This window comes from Mannheimia bovis (genome assembly GCF_014541205.1).
Taxonomy (GTDB): Bacteria; Pseudomonadota; Gammaproteobacteria; order Enterobacterales; family Pasteurellaceae; genus Mannheimia; species Mannheimia bovis.
Genome location: NZ_CP061280.1, coordinates 692443 through 710812, shown reverse-complemented (window position 1 = coordinate 710812; position 18370 = coordinate 692443). Strand labels below are relative to the sequence as shown.

Genomic DNA, 18370 nt, shown 5'->3' with positions numbered 1-18370 from the left:
ATGAAATCATTATTGCTGGCAAATAAATCCTTTATCTGCTCTTTTCTTCCTATAAAAATGTTATAATTCTTGAAATAATTTCAATTATAAAAATATGGTATTACAATGAGCCAATCTTTATTAGACCTACTTAAATCCCATAGTCCGGCACTATTTGATGCGGACGGCAATTTCAAATTTAATGAGTTTCAAACCGCCTTAACCCAAGCGGATATTTCTTTCTCCCAAGAGACCTATCGCCTTGACTGGCGAGGCAAATCCTATGCCAAAGCCCTTGTATATGACGAAAACCGTACGCTTTTGTCCGCCAATCACGCCCACAACGCCAAACATTCCGACAGTCAAAATATCCTAATTCAAGGCGATAATTTAGCTGTTTTAAAGCATTTGCGTGAAGCCTACCGCAAACAAATCAAAATGATATATATTGACCCGCCTTATAATACAGGTTCGGACGGTTTTGTTTATCAAGATGACCGCAAATATACGCCCGCCGAAATTGCAAAAATCACAGGCGAAAGCGAGGAAGTCGCCGAATATATTCACGGATTTATCAATGCTCGTGCGTCCAGTCATAGTGCGTGGCTCACCTTTATGTACCCACGCCTAAAACTTGCCAGAGAGTTATTAAAAGACGATGGCGTGATTTTTATTTCTATTGATGATAATGAACAAGCCCAATTAAAATTACTTTGTGATGAAATTTTTGGGGAGGGGAATTTTGTTGCTTGCTTGCCAACCGTTATGAATTTAAAAGGCAATAACGATGAATTTGCTTTTGCAGGTACGCACGAATACACCTTGGTTTATTGCAAAGATAAAACAAGCACAACTTTTAATCAATTAAGTATTGATGAAGATGATTTAGAAGATTGGCAAGAAGATGAGCAAGGTTTCTATAAGCAAGGGGCAAATCTAAAAGCAACTGGCACAAATGCCCCAAGAGAAAAAAGACCTAATCTATTTTTCCCAATCTTTATTGATGATAATAATACTATTTTTGTTACTGATGATAATAATCCACCAACAGATTTTGCGGGTGAATTGATAACTTTATACCCAATTACCAACAATCAAGAAATGTCTTGGCGTTGGAGTAAAGAGAAGTTTAAAAATAGCATTAACGATATTATCATTTCAAGGAATGGCAGTATTGGCATTTATAAAAAACAAAGACCCGCATTGGGGGATTTGCCCTCCAAAAAACCAAAAACCATTTTTTATAAACCAGAGTACAGTAGTGGCAATGGGACAACTCAATTAAAACAGTTATTTGATGAAAAAGTATTTCCAAACCCAAAACCTTTGGATTTACTGATGGACTTTATTCAGCTTGGCACAAACAATAATGACTTAGTTTTGGATTTCTTTGCAGGTTCAGGCACAACCGCCCACTCCGTAATGCAATTAAATAGCGAGGATAATGGCAATCGCAAATTTATTTGTGTGCAATTAGACGAACCTGTCAAAGATAAATCCGAAGCCCAAAAAGCAGGGTTTAATACCATTTTTGAGATCACCAAAGCCCGTATTGAAAAAAGCATTGAAAAAATTAAAACCGAAAATCCAGATTTTACAGGCGATTTAGGCTATAAAGAATATCGCATTGTCCCTGTGCCTGATAATTTTGGCACATTGGCAGAAAGCCCTGCACACGGCTTACAGTTATTAGAAAATCTGCAATTAAGCAATACAGATTGCCAAAATATTCTTACCACTTGGTGTGTACAAGACGGTATGCCTTTGCACCAGACACCAGAGCAGGTGGATTTGGGCGGTTATATGGCGTATCGTTATGACACGGTGCTATATTTGCTTGATACAGGTTTTGATACTTCGCATTTGGCGATGATTTTACGCCGTTTGGACGATACCATCGATGAATTTAATATTGATAAAATCGTCATTTTAGAACCGCACTTTGACAGTAAAGCCAAGCGAGAATTAAGTGAGGCGATAGGTCAATACAAACCCAGAAAAGGCAATAAATTGTATTTGATTCAACGAAATCGTGCAGATAAGGGGTAAAAAATGGCTGGATTTAATTTTGAAAATGATCTACCACATCAATTATCCGCCGTAGAAGACATTTTGCAAATGTTTGAATACGCTAAGATTTCTTATGCTCAAAATTTTGAAACACGATTAAAAAGCAATCCTGTTTTAGAATTAAACGAATCGCAGAAAAAACGCAATCTAGCAGAAATTCAAACTCGCCCAAGTTTTGCCAAAGCATTAAATAAAACAGGCAATACCTTATCCAATATTTTTGATATTGCGATGGAAACGGGTACAGGCAAAACTTATACCTACACAAGGGCAATGTTTTCTTTAAATCAATCTTTTGGGGTTAATAAATTTATTGTACTTGTGCCAACGGTTGCGATTAAAGCGGGCACAAAAAACTTTTTGGAAAGTGCGTCCGCCAGAAGTCGTTTTTTTGATGATTTTGGCAAACGCATTGAGCTTTATGAAGTAAATGCCAAAAAAGGCAATAAAAAAGACAAGCAACAAGTTCCAGAAAATTTAATCAATTTTATCAATGCCACCGATGAAAAAACCATTCATATTTTATTGATTAATATGGGTATGTTAAATTCGGAGACGATGAACATTGCCATTGACCAAGATTTATTCCAAGAGGCTCACGGCTCATCGTTTGATGCGTTATCGGCGGTTAAGCCTTTTTTGATTATTGATGAACCGCACCGTGTCAAAGCCAGTGGTAAAACTTGGCAAAATGTTTTAAAACTGAATGCTCAATATATTTTAAGATTTGGGGCAACTTTTGATGGTTTTGAAAATCTGATTCATACGCTAACTTCACTTGATGCTTTTGAACAAAATTTGGTAAAAGGAGTGCGTGCTTTTATTACCGAATTTGACGGTGTTGATGATATGCTCATCAAATTTATTGGACAAACCGACAGTAAAAGTGAAGCGGTTTTTGAAATTACTCACAGTCATAAAAAGACCCCAAAACGCTTAGAAATTAGCAAAAATGGTTCATTAGGCGTTATTCATAGCGAAATGTCGCATTTATTATTAAATGAATTTAATAGCAGTATGGCGGTGCTTTCTAATGGGCTGACATTACAAAAAGGGGAGATTATCTCGCCTTATTCGTTTAATCAATCTTTGCAAGAACAAATGCTCTATCAAGCGGTGATTCGTCATTTTGATATTGAACGCACCTTATTAACCAGAACGCCACGCATTAAACCGCTTTCGCTGATTTTTATTGATGATATTGCAGGTTATCGTGATGAACAAGGATTGCCCGATAGCTTAAAATCTCGTTTTGAGGCAATGGTGATCAATGAAGCCGAAAAAAGATTGGCAAATGAAAGCAATGAATTTTATAAAGCCTATTTGCAAAAAACTTTGGCAGATATTAGTCAAACGCACGGCGGTTATTTTAGCGATGACAACAATAATAAAGACGAACATATAGAAAAACAAATCAATGAAATTTTATATGAAAAAGAAAAACTCCTTGATTTGGATAATCCACGCCGTTTTATTTTTTCAAAATGGACATTGCGTGAGGGTTGGGATAATCCTAATGTGTTTGTCATTTGTAAATTGCGGTCAAGCGGTTCTGAAACCAGTAAACTTCAAGAAGTGGGGCGTGGACTTCGTTTGCCTGTCAATGAATTTATGCACCGTGAAAAAAGCGAGCAGTTTTATTTAAATTATTTTGTGGATTTTAGTGAAAAAGATTTTGTGTCAGATTTAATTCGGGACATCCGTGAAAAATCAGGCGAAAAAGTGATTATTCCAAAAAAATTAGAAGATGAATTGCTTGCCAAAATTTTACTCGCTTATCCCAATGAAACCAAACGCAAAATCATTAACCATTTGGCAGATGATGGCATTATTGATGACGATTTAAATTTATTGGAAAACGGCTGGCAAAAATTACAACTTGCCTATCCCAAAGCCTTTGAATTTGAAAGTTCGTTGAACAATAAAATTCAAACAGGTATCGGTAAAAAAGAAACCGTATTGATTAGAAAAGATAAATATCACGCTTTAAAAACGCTGTGGGAAACTCTAAACCGCCGAGTGGTGTTAAATTATCAAATTGACAATGAACACACTTTTTATGGGTTATTAAAACAATTTTTTGCCAACAATGTCATAGGTAAATTGGACACAAGCTATGCCACAATGCAAGCACAAGAATTGCAGGTGCAGTCTGATGATATTCAGGTGAAATATGGCGGACGAGAAAAGCTGATAGAAAATACAGGCTATGTACTTAGCTATGGCGAATTTGCCAATGAATTGGCGATGAGCTTGAATGTGAGCCTAAAAAGTTTACATCAAGTGTTAGCGGAATTAAATTGGACGGATAACACACATCAAACTCGCTATAATATTAGACATATTCATACTTTGTTTAGAAAATGGTTATTGCAACATTTTTTGGCAACCCAAACCATTGGCTATACCGAAGTTAATAGCCAAGTTCACCCAACGGCATTTACCGATGATAAAGGAAATGTTAAAGATAGTATTTCATCATCGGATATTGGGCGTGTAGGCGAAACGGATATGGTGGCGGATAATTATTTGTTTGAAACGCTGTTTTATGATTCGCCTCTTGAAAAAGAAAATATCCTGCTTAATTTGGATTATGTTACCGTCTTTACCAAAATACCCAAAAATACCATTGCCATTCCTGTGGCAGGGGGCGGAATATATTCGCCTGATTTTGCTTATGTGTTGCACCATAAAGATGGCACACAAACTTTAAATCTCGTGGTAGAAACCAAAGATGCTTATGAATTTGATTTACGCACCGATGAAAAAGAAAAAATCAAATATGCACAAATTTTATTTGATAAATTAAGTGCAGATACAGGCATTAAAGTTGAATTTAAAACGCAATTTAAAGGCAAGCATATTGAGCGGATTTTAGATGAATTAAGAAGGTCTGAATAATAAACCCTCCCTGCTATTCAAATGATAGTGGAATAACAAGCGGTCAAAATCTGCCTGAAATTTGCAAAATTTTGGGAAATTCTGACCGCTTGTTTGCTTTTATATATTATCCTTCCTTATATCTCCATATAAGAATAATCAATTTGAAACGATATTCCCCTTTACTTATCATTCTGTCAGTTTTTTCATAGGAATCCCAAAATGGCTAAATTTAGAAAATTATTCACCCCTTTTAAAATCAAAAATCTTGAACTGAAAAACCGTGTGGTGATGCCACCGATGTGTCAATATTCCGCCACTGACGGCGTGCCGAACGATTGGCATTTTGTGCATTACACCAGCCGTGCGATTGGTGGGGTTGGTTTGATTATTGTTGAGATGACCAATATTGCCCCGAACGGGCGTATCACGCCGAACTGCTTGGGTTTGTGGAACGATGAGCAACAAGCAGAATTTAAACGCCTTGTTGATAGCGTTCACGCTCAGGGTACAAAAATCGGTATTCAAATCGCCCACGCAGGGCGTAAAGCTCAAGACGAACCAAATGCGGTTGCACCTTCAGCCATTCATTATGGTGAATTAGATTATGCAGGGCAAAACCTGATTACCCCACGTGAATTAACCACAGAAGAAGTCAAAGAGCTGGTAGTCGCATTCCAAAATTCAGTAAAACGTGCCGTAGCAGCAGGATTTGATACGATTGAACTTCACGCCGCACACGGCTATTTAATCCACCAATTCTACTCGCCAAAATCAAATAAACGCACAGATGAATACGGCAAAGATCCAATGCTATTCGGTGAACAAGTTATTCAAGCAGCGAAAGCGGTAATGCCGGCGGAGATGCCGTTAATCGTGCGAATTTCAGCACAAGAGTACGGTAAAGACGGCTTTGATAGCGATTATGGTGTCGAAGTGGCAAAACGTTTTGCCTCAGCTGGGGCGGACGTGCTTGATGTGAGTGGCGGTGGCGACGGTGTGCTTCACGCAGGCAACCACCCGGAATTTTACGCAGGCTATCAAGTTTACCTTGCAGAAAAAGTCAAAAAAGCGACCGCTTTACCTGTGATTGCGGTGGGAATGTTGGACAATCCGTCCGTTGCCGACCACGTTTTAGGCTTAGAAAATGCCGACTTAATCGCCGTTGGGCGTGCATTATTGCGTGATCCGAATTGGGTGCTGAACGCTCAATATCAGCAAAATCAATTTGACGGCAGTCCAATGCAATTTGTACCACGCCAATATCAACGTGGCTTTATGTAAACTAATTTTTATCGGAGAAACAAAATGAATTTTTTAAACAAAGATGACGTGTTAAACGCCTTCCACTACCGTGCTTCAACCCGTTCTTACGATGGTAATAAAAAAATCCCGGCTGAAGATATGAACTATATTTTAGAACTGGGTCGTTTAAGCCCAAGCTTGGTTGGTTCTGAACCGTGGCAGTTTATCGTGTTACAAAATCCAGAACTCCGCCAAGCAATCAAGCCATATTGCTGGGGCATTCCAACGATGGAAACTTCAAGCCATATCGTGGTAATTTTAGCCAAGAAAAATGCTCGCTTTGATAGCCAATATTTTGCTGAAATTATGGATAGACGTGGTTTAGAAGGCGAGGCTCGTGAAAAAGCAATGGCGGTGTATAAAAAATTCCAAGAACAAGATATTGGTATTTTAGACAACGAACGCAGCCTGTTCGACTGGGCAAGTAAACAAACTTACATCGCACTAGGTAATATGATGACCGGGGCGGCAATGATTGGCGTAGATTCTTGCCCAATCGAAGGTTTTGCTTATAAAGAAGTAAACCAAATTTTGGCTGACGCAGGCTTATTCGACCCGAACGAGTGGGGCATTTCAGTGATGTGCACCTTTGGCTATCAAGATAAAGAAATCCGCCAAAAATCCCGCAAAACCTTTGAGCAAGTTATGCAATTTGTAGAATAATTAAAAAATCAGACCGCTTGTAACAAACAAGCGGTCTATTTTGTTTAATATTTTGCAATTCAGATTTATCAGCGAACATATTGAATTTCATTCAAGAACATTACATTCACTTTAAGTTTAACGGAGAAAACCTATGACTTACCCTGTAAAATCCTATGCTGCATTTAGTGCAACAACTGACCTTGAGCCTCACTCTTTTGAACGCCGTGAATTGCGTGAAGATGATGTGTTAATTGATATTCTATATTGTGGTGTATGCCATTCCGACTTACACACAGCTCGTAATGACTGGGGATTTACTCACACCTATCCTATCGTTCCCGGACACGAAATTATTGGTCGAGTAACCAAAGTGGGGAGCAAAGCAAATAAATTCCAAATCGGTGATTTAGTGGGCGTGGGTTGTATGGTCGATTCGTGCCGTACTTGCTCGCCTTGTCAGCACGGCTTAGAGCAATACTGTGAACACGGACATATCGGTACTTATGGCTCAAATGACCGCTTTGATGGTTCACTTACACAAGGTGGTTACAGTACAGGCGTGGTAGTGAGCGAAGATTTTGTGTTAAAAGTGTCTGAAAAACTTGATACCAAAGCGGTTGCTCCACTACTTTGTGCGGGCATTACCACTTACTCACCACTGTGCCACTGGAATGTGCAAAAAGGCTCGAAAGTCGGTGTTATTGGCTTAGGTGGTCTTGGACATATGGCGGTAAAATTAGCGGCTGCAATGGGAGCGGAAGTTACTCTGTTCACTCGTTCGGCAGGAAAATCTGATGATGCGTTCCGCTTAGGAGCAAGCCGTGTTGTGCTTTCAACCGATGAAGCTCAAATGCAAGAAGTGACTAATACTTTTGATGTGATTATTGATACCGTGCCATACACTCACGACTTAAAGCCTTATATTCCAACGCTAGCATTAGATGGCACATTGGTTCTAGTCGGCTTGGTCGGTGAGCTAGAACAAACAATCAACACCGTACCGATGATTATGGGCAGACGCTCAATTGCGGCTTCTGTCATCGGTGGTATTAAAGAAACTCAAGAAATGCTGGATTTCTGTGCGGAGCACAACATCGTACCAGATGTGGAAATGATTGATATGCAAAATATCAACAATGCTTATGAACGTATGTTGAAATCAGATGTGAAATATCGTTTTGTAATTGATATGGCAAGTTTAAAGGCTTAAATTGAGCTGATACCAACAACCGATTGAGTGTTAAGCTCAATCGGTTTTCTTTTGGAAAAAGGTAACGATTTTAAAAAAACGCTTAAATTTATGCTATGGATATTAGCTTGCTTAGTGCTAATTGCAACCTACCAATTCTGCTTCGCAAAATACTCTGCCAGAAAATCCACCAAAGCACGTACCGTTAGCGGTAAATGATGACGAGTTGGGTAGAGAGCATATAGAGGATAAATCGGCAATTGCCAGTCGGTCAGCAAAGGTTGCAAACGCCCTTGTTTGAGTTGCTCTGTCAGCATATAGTTTGGGAGCATTGCAATTCCGCCGTCTGCCATAATGGCATTAAGTAACGCATTCGTATCATTAACGCAGAAAGGACTTACTAGCTCTAAAATCGTTTCTTGTCCATCTCGATAAAACTTCCAGCTCTTACGGTTTACATTAGCGTGAGCAAGATAGCGGTGATGAACCAAATCTTCGGGTTTATTTGGCACACCATATTGAGCAAGATAAGTAGGTGTAGCAACCAGTCGTGAATGAATAGTGCCTAATTTTCGAGCGACTAAACCTGCATCCGGGTTATCGGTAAAGCGTAGAGCAAGATCGATACGTTCATCAAATAAATCTACTTTCTGATCTGAAAGCTGTAATTGCACCGACACTTTTGGATGCTTTTGCATAAAAGCTTGTAACGCAGTAACCAGGTGCGAGCCACCAAACGAAATTGCGGCAGAAATACGCAATGTTCCACTCAATTCCCCCGAACGAGCAAGGAAATCTTGCTCTATATTCTCTGTTAAGTTTGCAATTTTTTGGCAATATTCAACCGCTTGTTCCCCTGCTTCAGTAAGCGAAACTTTGCGTGTGGTACGTTGTAACAAACGAGCATTGAACCACTCTTCCAACATCGCCACTGCACGACTTACCATCGGTTTAGATAAATCTAATTTTTCAGCAGTGGCAGTAAAACTGCCGGTTTCGACAATGGTTAAAAAGATATTAATTGCTTGAATTCTGTCCATACTTACTCTTTCTTTTTCAAAAAATGAAATAATTTTATTCAAAAACTGCTATTTATCCAAATTATTATTTCATTAAAATATATTTCGTCAATTCAACTTAACATAGGAATACAAAATGAAAAAAATCGCAGTCATTGGTGCAACAGGTTATGTGGGTTCAGCTGTCGTCAAAGAATTAGCCGACAGAGGTCATCAAGTCATCGCCTTTGCCCGTAACGTAGAAAACGTGGCGAAAGCCGACAACGTGCAAGCGGTCGCTTTTGACGTAGAAAATGCAAATTTTGCTAAGCAACTAAAAGGCGTTGATGCAGTAATCAGTGCCTTTAACCCGGGCTGGGCAAACCCAAATATCGGGGCTGATTTCACACGAGGGGCGAATGCGATTGTAGAAGCGGCAAAATCTGCTGAAGTACAGTATTTATTAGTGGTTGGCGGTGCCGGTAGTCTCTATGTCGCTCCAAATCTTCAAGTAATTGATACACCGAATTTCCCGAAAGAGATCTATGACGGTGCGAATGCTGCTCGCCATTTATTAAACGACTTGCGTGATCGCCGAGATGTGAACTGGGCGTTCATCTCCCCACCAGCCAGTTTAGGAGCTGATGGCGGATTTAGCGAAGAACGCTTAGGTTCGTACCGTTTAGGTAGCGAAGAATTGCTAATGAATGGTGATATTCCAGCTGGCATTTCAGTTGCTGATTTAGCCATTGCGATTGCTGACGATGTAGAACAACAAGCACATCTGTTTAAACGCTTTACCGTAGCAGCAAAATAAAATTCTCCATCTTAGTTAAGGCTGCTTTTGCAGCCTTATATGTCATTACTAACTTAATCTAGGGCAAAGATAGTATTGGTTAGTATTTACGCAGTAACAACACCCCATTTTCATTTCATACAAACTATCTAATAAGGCATTTTCGGCTACTTCTGCTGCGGTATATTTGCCAAATTTCTCCCCGTTTTTTAACATCAGAATATAATCAGATTGATTGATTGCTAATGCTGGGTCGTGGAGAATAGCGATAATCGTTAAACCTTGCTGTTTTAGCTTTTGTAGCAGAGCAAAAAGTTGATATTGATGATGAATATCTAAATGGTTGGTGGGTTCATCAAGTAAAAGCCACTTTCCACTCAAATCAGCATTCGGCTCAGGAACGAGTTGAGCCAATACCCTTGCAATCTGGGCTCTATGTTGCTCTCCGCCAGAGAGCTGAGTACTGCTTCTTGCTCGCAAGTCAGTTAAAGACATAGCCTCTATTGCCCAAGCGGTTATTTTTTCATTAAATTTTGCAAATTCACTATGGCGATACGGCTCTCGCCCTAACCTCACGAGTTCTTCTACATTAAGTGGGAAAGCTATTTGGCTTTGCTGGCTCAGCATTGCACGTTTTTGTGCTAATAAAGCACCACTTAAATGTTGTAGACTGTTATTTTGATAAAAAACCGCCCTGTTAGAGCTTGCATTACAACCACTTAAGGCTTTCAGTAAGGTAGTTTTTCCTGCTCCATTTGGACCAATTATGGTAGTAAATTTGCCTTGTTTAAAAGAGACATCTTGAATATGCAACAACCGTTTTTGTTGATGGTAAACCGTTAAATCTTGGCAAGTTAATAAGTTTGTCATTATAGATTTTTCCCACTTTTCCATACCATTACTGCAAGGAATGGTGCACCGAATAAGGCAGTAAAAATACCAATAGGAATTTCTGCCGGTGCAGCTATTGTTCTTGCCAGAGTATCTGCAATCATTAATAAAATAGCACCAACAATTAAGCTGTTTACTAACAAATAGCGATGATTACTTCCCCCGATTAATCGCATTAAATGCGGAATAACCAGCCCAACAAAGCCGATAGCTCCAACACAGGCAACGCTCGCTCCTGTTAGTAATGCTACATAAAAGACAAGGCGGCGTTTTACTTTCGCAATCTCAAAACCAATATATTGGGCATCTTCTTCGCCTAATGTTAGGGCATTTAATGCTCTATGCTCTCGCCAAATTAGAGGGCTACAAATAACGACAATAACTGCCATCATCGCTACCATCTGCCAATTCATTCCTGCTAAAGATCCCATACTCCAAAATGTTAAAGAGCGAAGTTGATTGTCATCGGCAATATAAATCAGTATGCCTGTCAAAGCTCCTGTAAATGCTGCTAATGCAATACCAATCAATAACATAATCGCAATGTGTAATTGCCCATTCCGCTGAGAGAGCAGATAAAGCATAAAAGTGACCAACCAGCCACCTAAAAATGCTGCAATAGGTAGAGCGTAGATAGTGATAGATTGAGGCATTAGCGGCTGAATAATGACAATATATAAAGCAGCAGCGAGTGCTGCACCAGATGACACACCAATAATACCGGGATCAACTAATGGATTTCGGAATAAGCCTTGCATCGTCGCACCGCTTATGGCAAGAGCAGCCCCTATTAATAATGCTCCAAGTAAACGAGGCAGCCGAATTTGCCACAAAATATAAGCAGCACTTTCACAGTCTGAAGAACTGCAATACCAAGCAGATAGAGGCAACGAGGTTGCCCCTAGATGGCTACAAATAATGAGACTGATAATAAGCGTGAAAATAAAGATTAAATGTAGTTTCAAAGCTGATCCCATTATTTTAAACAAGGTTGAATAGCACTTAAAATTTGATGAGCATAATGAGCGGTGTGAGGCCCAAAGCCTAACGCATCTAAAATGTTAATGGTAAAAATACACCCTTTTTTGCCCGCTTGTGTATTGAGCAACTGTTCATATTGAGTATGTGTTTGTGGTAATTTTGCAATAGTTGCGGCTTCCTTTGCTTGATTGCGAGAGGCAAGCAGAATAATATCTGCTTTACTGGCTGCTAAGGATTCTCTTGATAATGGTTTATTCCCTTGTGCATCAAAGCTATTATTCAGTTTTAATAAGCTCAAAAAATGTTCGCCAGCACTATCCTTTCCTAAACCAAATACACCTTGTGTTGGGGTATCGATTAATACTAACGCATTTATATCTGCTGAATGTTGGTTACGCAGAGCAATCAATTTTTGCTCATCTGCCAAAATTTTTTCTGTTAATAATTTTGCCTCTGTCTCTGCTCCAATCGTTTTAGCGATTTGAGCAATATCATCACGAATGCCTTCTAAACTTTGTTTATTTTCTAAGTAAAGCAATGCAATACCACTCGCTTTTATTTGATCAATCACGGCTTGAGGGCCCGCATCAGGTGCAAGAATAATTAAATCAGGTTTTAATGAAAGAATACCTTCAGCAGAAAGCTGGCGACGATAACCGATTTTAGGCTTTTTCTCCATCTCTGCTTCGGGTTTAATCGAGGTGGTATCAACACCCACTAAATTATCCCCTCTACCTAATTCCGCTACAATTTCAGAAGCATAACCTGCCGTAGAAACAATTTTTTCAGCCGCTTGTGCATTGCTCAAAGCCAAAGTCATTGTAATTAATGACAAAAGAAAAGATTTCATTTTCATAACTCCATTGATTTTTATTTTTTATTAAATGATAATAATTCTTGTTTTGTTTTTCAACAAAAATGATATGATATTAACACTTTTATAACATTTAAAATCACTTAAGGAGCTATCAAATATGCATATCAAGCGAACCACATTAGCGATAGTTATTACTACTGCTATTTCCCAACTTTCACTTGCCCAAGAAACAGCCGTAAACTCTGTTGAACTAGAGACAATTGAAGTTAATGAACAACACAAAAATCTGCTCAAACAGCAAATTATAAATAGCAATCAAGACTTAGTACGTTATAGTACCGATATGGGTGTACCTCAAACAGGTCGCTTTGGTTCGCAAGGATTTAATATTCGTGGTGTTGAGAATAATCAAGTTACTATCACCGTTGATGGTATCTCATCAGCAGCATCAAATAACTATGCTACATTTAGTCGCTATAGTTATTACAACAAATCTCGCCCTGAAATTGATACTGAATTAATGGGTAATGTGTCTATTGAAAAAGGCTCAAGCACATCAGCAGTTAACGGTGCATTAGGAGGAGCGGTCAATTACACCACTAAAACAGTTGATGATATTTTAATGAAAGATCGTAAAGCTGGCGGAATGCTAAAGTATGGCTATAACGGTCAAAATAAAGAGCATATTAAAACGGCATCTATAGCTGCAGACGGACAATATGCAGATGCACTTTTTGTCTATAGCCACCGTCAGGGTAATGAAGTGCAAACCACCTCAAATGGGCCTAATATTATGGGAACCGGGCGTGGATTACCAAATCCTTACAAAAATAACCAATACAGTTACTTAGCCAAAATGGGTCTAAAATGGAATGATGAAAATCGCCTTGAACTGAAAGCCTTAAAACAACGCCGTAAAATGGTCGGTCAGGAACTTTCCTACTCAGAAACAACATTGCGTGATTTCACTGATGTGCAAGAAATAGACACCTATGGTGTTACCTATTTATATACGCCAAAAGCAACTATTTTTGAGAATATTAAGTTCTCTGTAACTAAACAAGACACCGAAATTTCGGGTAGAAATGATCAAATTAATACAACAAGAGGCGTAAAAACAGATAATACCAAGCGTGCCTTTCATACCAACACGGTTGAAGGCAGGTTAGCAAGCACCTTCAAGCCAGCCCATCTAGGGAGTACAGAACATAGATTTTCAACTGAATTAGGCTATGGAGTATCTGATTTCCGTTTTGATATGAAAACCTATACAGCAGGTATTACGCCAACCGATCAAAATATGCAGTCGCCAGCAAAAACAAAAAACTTCCATATTTTATTGGGAGATTCAATCCTGTTAAATCAGCGATTATCAAGCCATATTAATGCAAGATATGAAAGAACAGCTTTAAGTTCTGATGATAATAGAGTTTCAAATAAACAGTTTAATAATTGGGCTGGCGATATTGGTTTAAATTATCAACTCTCCCCTGTATGGCAGGTTGGCTATAAGATCAGTCGTGGCTTTAGAACACCGACTGCAAGTGAAATGTTCTTTAACCGTGAGGTTCAAGGGCGTGGTATGAGCCAAATTTTCCTAGCAAATACCAACTTGAAACCAGAAACCAGCTTAGGTAATCAAATTTCACTGGTAGGTAATGGTTCATTAGGCAATTTGAGCGTAACGGCTTACCACACCCATTATAGAAATCTGATTGATCTTGCAACTGTTGGGAGAAATATTTACCAATCGCAAAATGTCCACCGAGCCAAAATCAAAGGTGTTGATATTAACGGAACTTTAGACTTAAATGCTGCGTGGAATGCGATCCCACAAGGCTTTGAGCTGAATGGCGGAATTGGCTATGCTAAAGGGAAACGTGATGATGGCTCTGATTTACTGACTGTTCAACCCCTAAAAGCCTTATTTGGTATAGGTTATCGAGCTTCAAACAATGACTGGGCAGTTCACCTAAACGGCACATATACACAAGGTAAAAAGGCTAAAGATGCACAACAATATGCGATTTTAGCCAATACTGGTTATTTAAGCTACGATAGCTCGCTGACTACTTACCCATACTTAAGTAATTCTGCAACCGTATTTGATTTGGTTGCACACAAAAAATTTGGGGAAAGAGCAATTGTTAAAGTAGGCGTTTATAACCTCTTTAATAAAAAATATTGGACTTGGGATAACCTAAGAACTATTGGTGTTACGAGCCCAGGAGTTGCAAATAGCATAACAGGTGAGGGGTTAAATCGTTATCTCGCCCCTGAACGTTATGCGATGGCTTCAGTAGAATTTAAATTTTAACAATTAAAGGGGCTTTGCCCCTTTTTAAGCTATTTTGTCTAATTCATCATATAGAACAAAAAACAACCAATAAAATCCCTGCCTATTCACAGCTCTATGAAATAAATATAACTATTTGATTTTATTTTATATTTTCAAAATATCGAATAGTTTTTTTAAGTTATTCACGCCTATTTTGAAAAACTATCACATCTTTATCCACAAATGGTGGGGATAACTCAATACGCTTTAGCAAGTAAAAATTTCTCGGTTTACTCATTTTAAAATTTAACCTTATTTTGATGAGAAAAAAATCAACAACTTGATCTTTATCCAGATCATTGCTTAAGAAAAAGATCGTATTTTCAGATCTGATTAACTACTCTATTTTACAACGTTCAGCGTAGTTATCCTCAGCTTATACCCTTGAAATTCAATAGTTATCCACAAAGTTATTCACAAGCGGTCGGATTTAATGGATTTTTTGCAAATCAACTCAAAGTATGAAACAATTCCCGTATTCTAAATTTATTCATTAGGTGGTCGAGTGATCGATTTCGATGGCTACCGCCCAAATGTTGGAATCGTTATCTGTAACAAGCACGGACAAGTTCTGTGGGCAAAACGGTTTGGTCAAAACTCTTGGCAATTTCCGCAAGGCGGCATTAACGAGGGGGAAAACATTGAAACAGCAATGTACCGTGAGCTTTATGAAGAAGTCGGCTTAACGAAGAAAGATGTGCGATTACTTTGGGCGTCTAAATATTGGCTGAAATATAAGCTGCCAAAACGCTTGGTACGCAATGAAGGTTCCGGTCCTGTGTGTATTGGGCAGAAACAGCGCTGGTTTTTATTGCAACTTATTAGTGATGAAAGTCTAATTAATCTAAAAACGACGAAAAATCCGGAATTTGACGGCTGGCGATGGGTAAGCTTTTGGTATCCTGTTCGTCAGGTCGTTTCTTTTAAACGAGATGTTTATCGTAAAGCAATGAAAGAATTTGCACAGGTTCTGCAAAATAATATGCAAAAAAATGCTGAAGATAGACCGCTTGAAAAATCTCGTACCGAGCGTGATGAAAAATTTTCTCACGCGACTAGAAAATCCTTTCAGGACTCCGCCAAACCTTATAAACAGGAAAATCGCAAGCCGTATCGGAGTTGGCATCAACATAACCAAAAAGGAAAATAATAATGACTATTTTGTTAAGCTGTCTATTTTTAGGGGTATTTGTTGGCTTTTTAGCAGGATTATTCGGTATTGGGGGCGGTTTAATCATCGTCCCGAGCTTGGTTTTTTTACTACCAATGGCAGGCGTGCCGCCTGAATATATAATGTCTACCGCGTTAGGTACGTCGTTCTCAACCATTATTATTACTGCATTTTCGTCTGCTCAACGCCATCATAAGTTGGGAAATGTTGATATACAAACCAGTAAATCTTTTATTCCGGCATTAATGATCTCGGTATTTCTATCCGGCTTGGTGGTAAGTAAGCTCGATCCGCAAATTATGTCTAAAATCTTTGCGGTAATGGTGTTATATCTTGCAGGAAAAATGCTTTTCACCTTAAAAAGAGCACCGAAAAATAAACCGCTTACCTTACAAACCACATTAGTAGGGGGAAGTGTGATTGGAACACTGTCTAGTATGGCAGGAATCGCAGGCGGAGCATTTATTGTACCGTTTTTAAACGATCGTGGTTTAGATATTAAACGAGCCATTGGGACATCTTCATTTTGTGGGGCATTTTTAGGTTTATCCGGCACAATCAGCTTTATTGTGAGCGGTTGGGGCTTAGAAGGAATGCCGGATTATTCTCTGGGTTATGTCTATCTGCCAGCCCTACTCGGTATTACCGCCACTTCGTTTTTTACCTCAAAAATGGGAGCAAGTGCCGCGAACGCATTACCTGTTCCGATGCTAAAAAAAGCCTTTGCAATGTTGCTTGTAGCAATTGCCATCAATATGTTTTTAAAATAAGGAAGCTATGAACGAACAATTTATTCAATTTCCACAAATCAGCCCTATCGTCTTTGAAATTGGTCCGATTGCCCTACGTTGGTATGGCTTAATGTATTTAGCAGGATTCGCCTTTGCTTACTGGCTAGGAATGAAAAGAGCCAAAAATTCTAACGGCGTGTGGACAACCGAACAAGTTGATAACTTAATCTACACCGGTTTCTGGGGTGTTGTTTTAGGCGGACGCATTGGCGATGTGTTCTTCTACAATTTCGACCGTTTTTTACAAGATCCACTCTACCTTTTCCGCATTTGGGAAGGGGGAATGTCGTTCCACGGTGGCTTAATTGGAGTGATTGTTGCAATGATTTGGGTATCCCACCGCCAAAAACGCAGTTTCTGGCAAACGGCTGATTTTATCGCACCGCTCGTACCATTCGGACTAGGAATGGGGCGTATCGGCAATTTCATTAATGATGAACTTTGGGGACGTGTAACCGATGTACCTTGGGCGGTATTATTCCCAAGCGGTGGCTATCTACCCCGCCACCCATCACAGCTCTACGAAGCCTTTTTAGAAGGTGTGGTGCTACTCTTTATCCTCAACTGGTTCATCAAAAAACCTCGTCCGACAGGCTCTGTTGCAGGCTTATTTTTAATTGGCTACGGCACGTTCCGCTTTATTGTGGAATATTTTCGAGAAATCGACCCTAACGTAAATACTACTGCTGATTTAATCACGCGTGGGCAATTGCTCTCTTTACCGATGATTATCGGCGGAATCTTGATTATGGCGTGGGCGTATAAAATAAACAAAGTGAAATAATAACAAGCGGTCGAAAATGGCAAAAAATTTGCATAAAACGACCGCTTGTGTTTTTTAAGGAGATACAATGAAAAAATATAAAGTCATCGGTTTCGATTTAGACGGAACTTTAATTAACACCCTACCCGATCTCACCTTAGTTGCCAATGCTATGTTTTTAGAGGCTGGCTTGCCCACTGTCACGCAACAAAAAGTGCTAACTTGGGTCGGCAAAGGGGCGGATATTTTCTTCCAAAACGCCATTAACCACACTGGCAAAATCTTTGATGCCGAGCAGTTGGTGAAAATGCGAGCCAGCTTTGACAAATACTACGCCACCTATGTTTGCGAAGAGAGCGAGCTTTATCCGAATGTGAAAGAAACATTGGAAACCTTAAAAGCCAAAGGCTATCCGCTGGTGGTGATTACCAACAAGCCAACCAAATTAGTTGAGCCGGTGCTGTCTGCATTCGGTATTTATCATCTGTTTGATGAAACCTTAGGCGGGCAATCCCTCCCTAAAATCAAACCGCACCCGGATCCAATGTTCTTTATCTGTGAAAAATTTGGCATTACCCCACAAGAACTCTTATTCGTGGGCGATTCGGAAAACGATATTATCGCCTCAAAAGCCGCCGGCTGTGATGTTGTGGGATTAACCTATGGCTACAACTACAATATCCCGATTGAACAATCCAACCCGACTTTTGTGACTAGCGAATTTAAAGACGTGTTGAAAATTGTAGGCGAATAGGG

At 39.3% G+C, this 18370-nt stretch carries 15 protein-coding genes; 11 read left to right on the top strand and 4 right to left on the bottom strand.

Going from position 1 to position 18370, the window contains the following annotated elements; genetic code table 11:
- Positions 1-105: 105 nt before the first annotated feature.
- The 5 genes from ICJ55_RS03705 to ICJ55_RS03685 all read left to right on the top strand — a co-directional run bounded on the left by ICJ55_RS03705 (position 106) and on the right by ICJ55_RS03685 (position 8089).
- Positions 106-2028, top strand: coding sequence for a site-specific DNA-methyltransferase (locus tag ICJ55_RS03705; protein WP_188157359.1), 1923 nt, complete (start codon positions 106-108; stop codon positions 2026-2028).
- A 3-nt stretch (positions 2029-2031) separates the two neighbouring features.
- Entirely contained in the window at positions 2032-4950 is a 2919-nt protein-coding gene (locus tag ICJ55_RS03700; protein WP_188157358.1) for a type III restriction-modification system endonuclease, read from the top strand.
- Positions 4951-5151: 201 nt separating this feature from the next.
- Entirely contained in the window at positions 5152-6213 is a 1062-nt protein-coding gene (locus tag ICJ55_RS03695; protein ID WP_188157357.1) for an NADH:flavin oxidoreductase/NADH oxidase, read from the top strand.
- A gap of 24 nt (positions 6214-6237) precedes the next feature.
- On the top strand, positions 6238-6897 hold the full coding sequence (locus tag ICJ55_RS03690; RefSeq protein ID WP_188157356.1) for an NAD(P)H-dependent oxidoreductase: 660 nt from the start codon (positions 6238-6240) through the stop codon (positions 6895-6897).
- A 133-nt stretch (positions 6898-7030) separates the two neighbouring features.
- Positions 7031-8089, top strand: a complete 1059-nt coding sequence (locus tag ICJ55_RS03685) for an NAD(P)-dependent alcohol dehydrogenase (protein ID WP_188157355.1) — start codon at positions 7031-7033, stop codon at positions 8087-8089.
- A gap of 128 nt (positions 8090-8217) precedes the next feature.
- Here the strand turns inward: ICJ55_RS03685 and ICJ55_RS03680 are convergent, their stop codons facing one another.
- The gene (locus ICJ55_RS03680; RefSeq protein ID WP_025235181.1) at positions 8218-9108 is read right to left on the bottom strand and encodes a LysR family transcriptional regulator; all 891 of its coding nucleotides are present in this window, start codon (positions 9106-9108) and stop codon (positions 8218-8220) included.
- A gap of 115 nt (positions 9109-9223) precedes the next feature.
- Between ICJ55_RS03680 and ICJ55_RS03675 the strand changes: the two genes are divergently transcribed.
- The gene (locus tag ICJ55_RS03675; protein ID WP_188157354.1) at positions 9224-9883 is read left to right on the top strand and encodes an NAD(P)-dependent oxidoreductase; all 660 of its coding nucleotides are present in this window, start codon (positions 9224-9226) and stop codon (positions 9881-9883) included.
- Positions 9884-9931: 48 nt separating this feature from the next.
- Here the strand turns inward: ICJ55_RS03675 and ICJ55_RS03670 are convergent, their stop codons facing one another.
- From ICJ55_RS03670 to ICJ55_RS03660, 3 genes are read right to left on the bottom strand one after another with little or no spacing between them, the layout of a single operon-like run.
- Entirely contained in the window at positions 9932-10732 is an 801-nt protein-coding gene (locus ICJ55_RS03670; protein WP_188157353.1) for an ABC transporter ATP-binding protein, read from the bottom strand.
- Entirely contained in the window at positions 10732-11718 is a 987-nt protein-coding gene (locus tag ICJ55_RS03665) for a FecCD family ABC transporter permease (RefSeq protein ID WP_188157352.1), read from the bottom strand. Before ICJ55_RS03665 ends, ICJ55_RS03670 begins: the two co-directional genes overlap by 1 nt.
- 11 nt (positions 11719-11729) lie before the next feature.
- Complete coding sequence (locus tag ICJ55_RS03660) at positions 11730-12584, bottom strand: heme/hemin ABC transporter substrate-binding protein (RefSeq protein ID WP_188157351.1); 855 nt, start codon at positions 12582-12584, stop codon at positions 11730-11732.
- Positions 12585-12708: 124 nt separating this feature from the next.
- Between ICJ55_RS03660 and ICJ55_RS03655 the strand changes: the two genes are divergently transcribed.
- The 5 genes from ICJ55_RS03655 (at position 12709) to ICJ55_RS03635 (ending at position 18368) form a co-directional block, all read left to right on the top strand.
- Positions 12709-14868 carry a TonB-dependent hemoglobin/transferrin/lactoferrin family receptor gene (locus ICJ55_RS03655; RefSeq protein ID WP_188157350.1) on the top strand — a complete coding sequence of 720 codons (2160 nt, stop codon included), beginning with the start codon at positions 12709-12711 and terminating at the stop codon, positions 14866-14868.
- Between the two features lie 526 nt (positions 14869-15394).
- Positions 15395-16039, top strand: coding sequence for an RNA pyrophosphohydrolase (rppH, locus tag ICJ55_RS03650; protein WP_188157349.1), 645 nt, complete (start codon positions 15395-15397; stop codon positions 16037-16039).
- 2 nt (positions 16040-16041) lie between these two features.
- A complete protein-coding gene (locus ICJ55_RS03645) occupies positions 16042-16830 on the top strand; it encodes a sulfite exporter TauE/SafE family protein (RefSeq protein ID WP_188157348.1) in 789 nt (262 codons plus the stop codon).
- A gap of 7 nt (positions 16831-16837) precedes the next feature.
- Complete coding sequence (gene lgt / locus ICJ55_RS03640) at positions 16838-17635, top strand: prolipoprotein diacylglyceryl transferase (RefSeq protein ID WP_188157347.1); 798 nt, start codon at positions 16838-16840, stop codon at positions 17633-17635.
- A 67-nt stretch (positions 17636-17702) separates the two neighbouring features.
- A complete protein-coding gene (locus tag ICJ55_RS03635) occupies positions 17703-18368 on the top strand; it encodes a phosphoglycolate phosphatase (RefSeq protein ID WP_188157346.1) in 666 nt (221 codons plus the stop codon).
- Positions 18369-18370 lie beyond the last annotated feature (2 nt).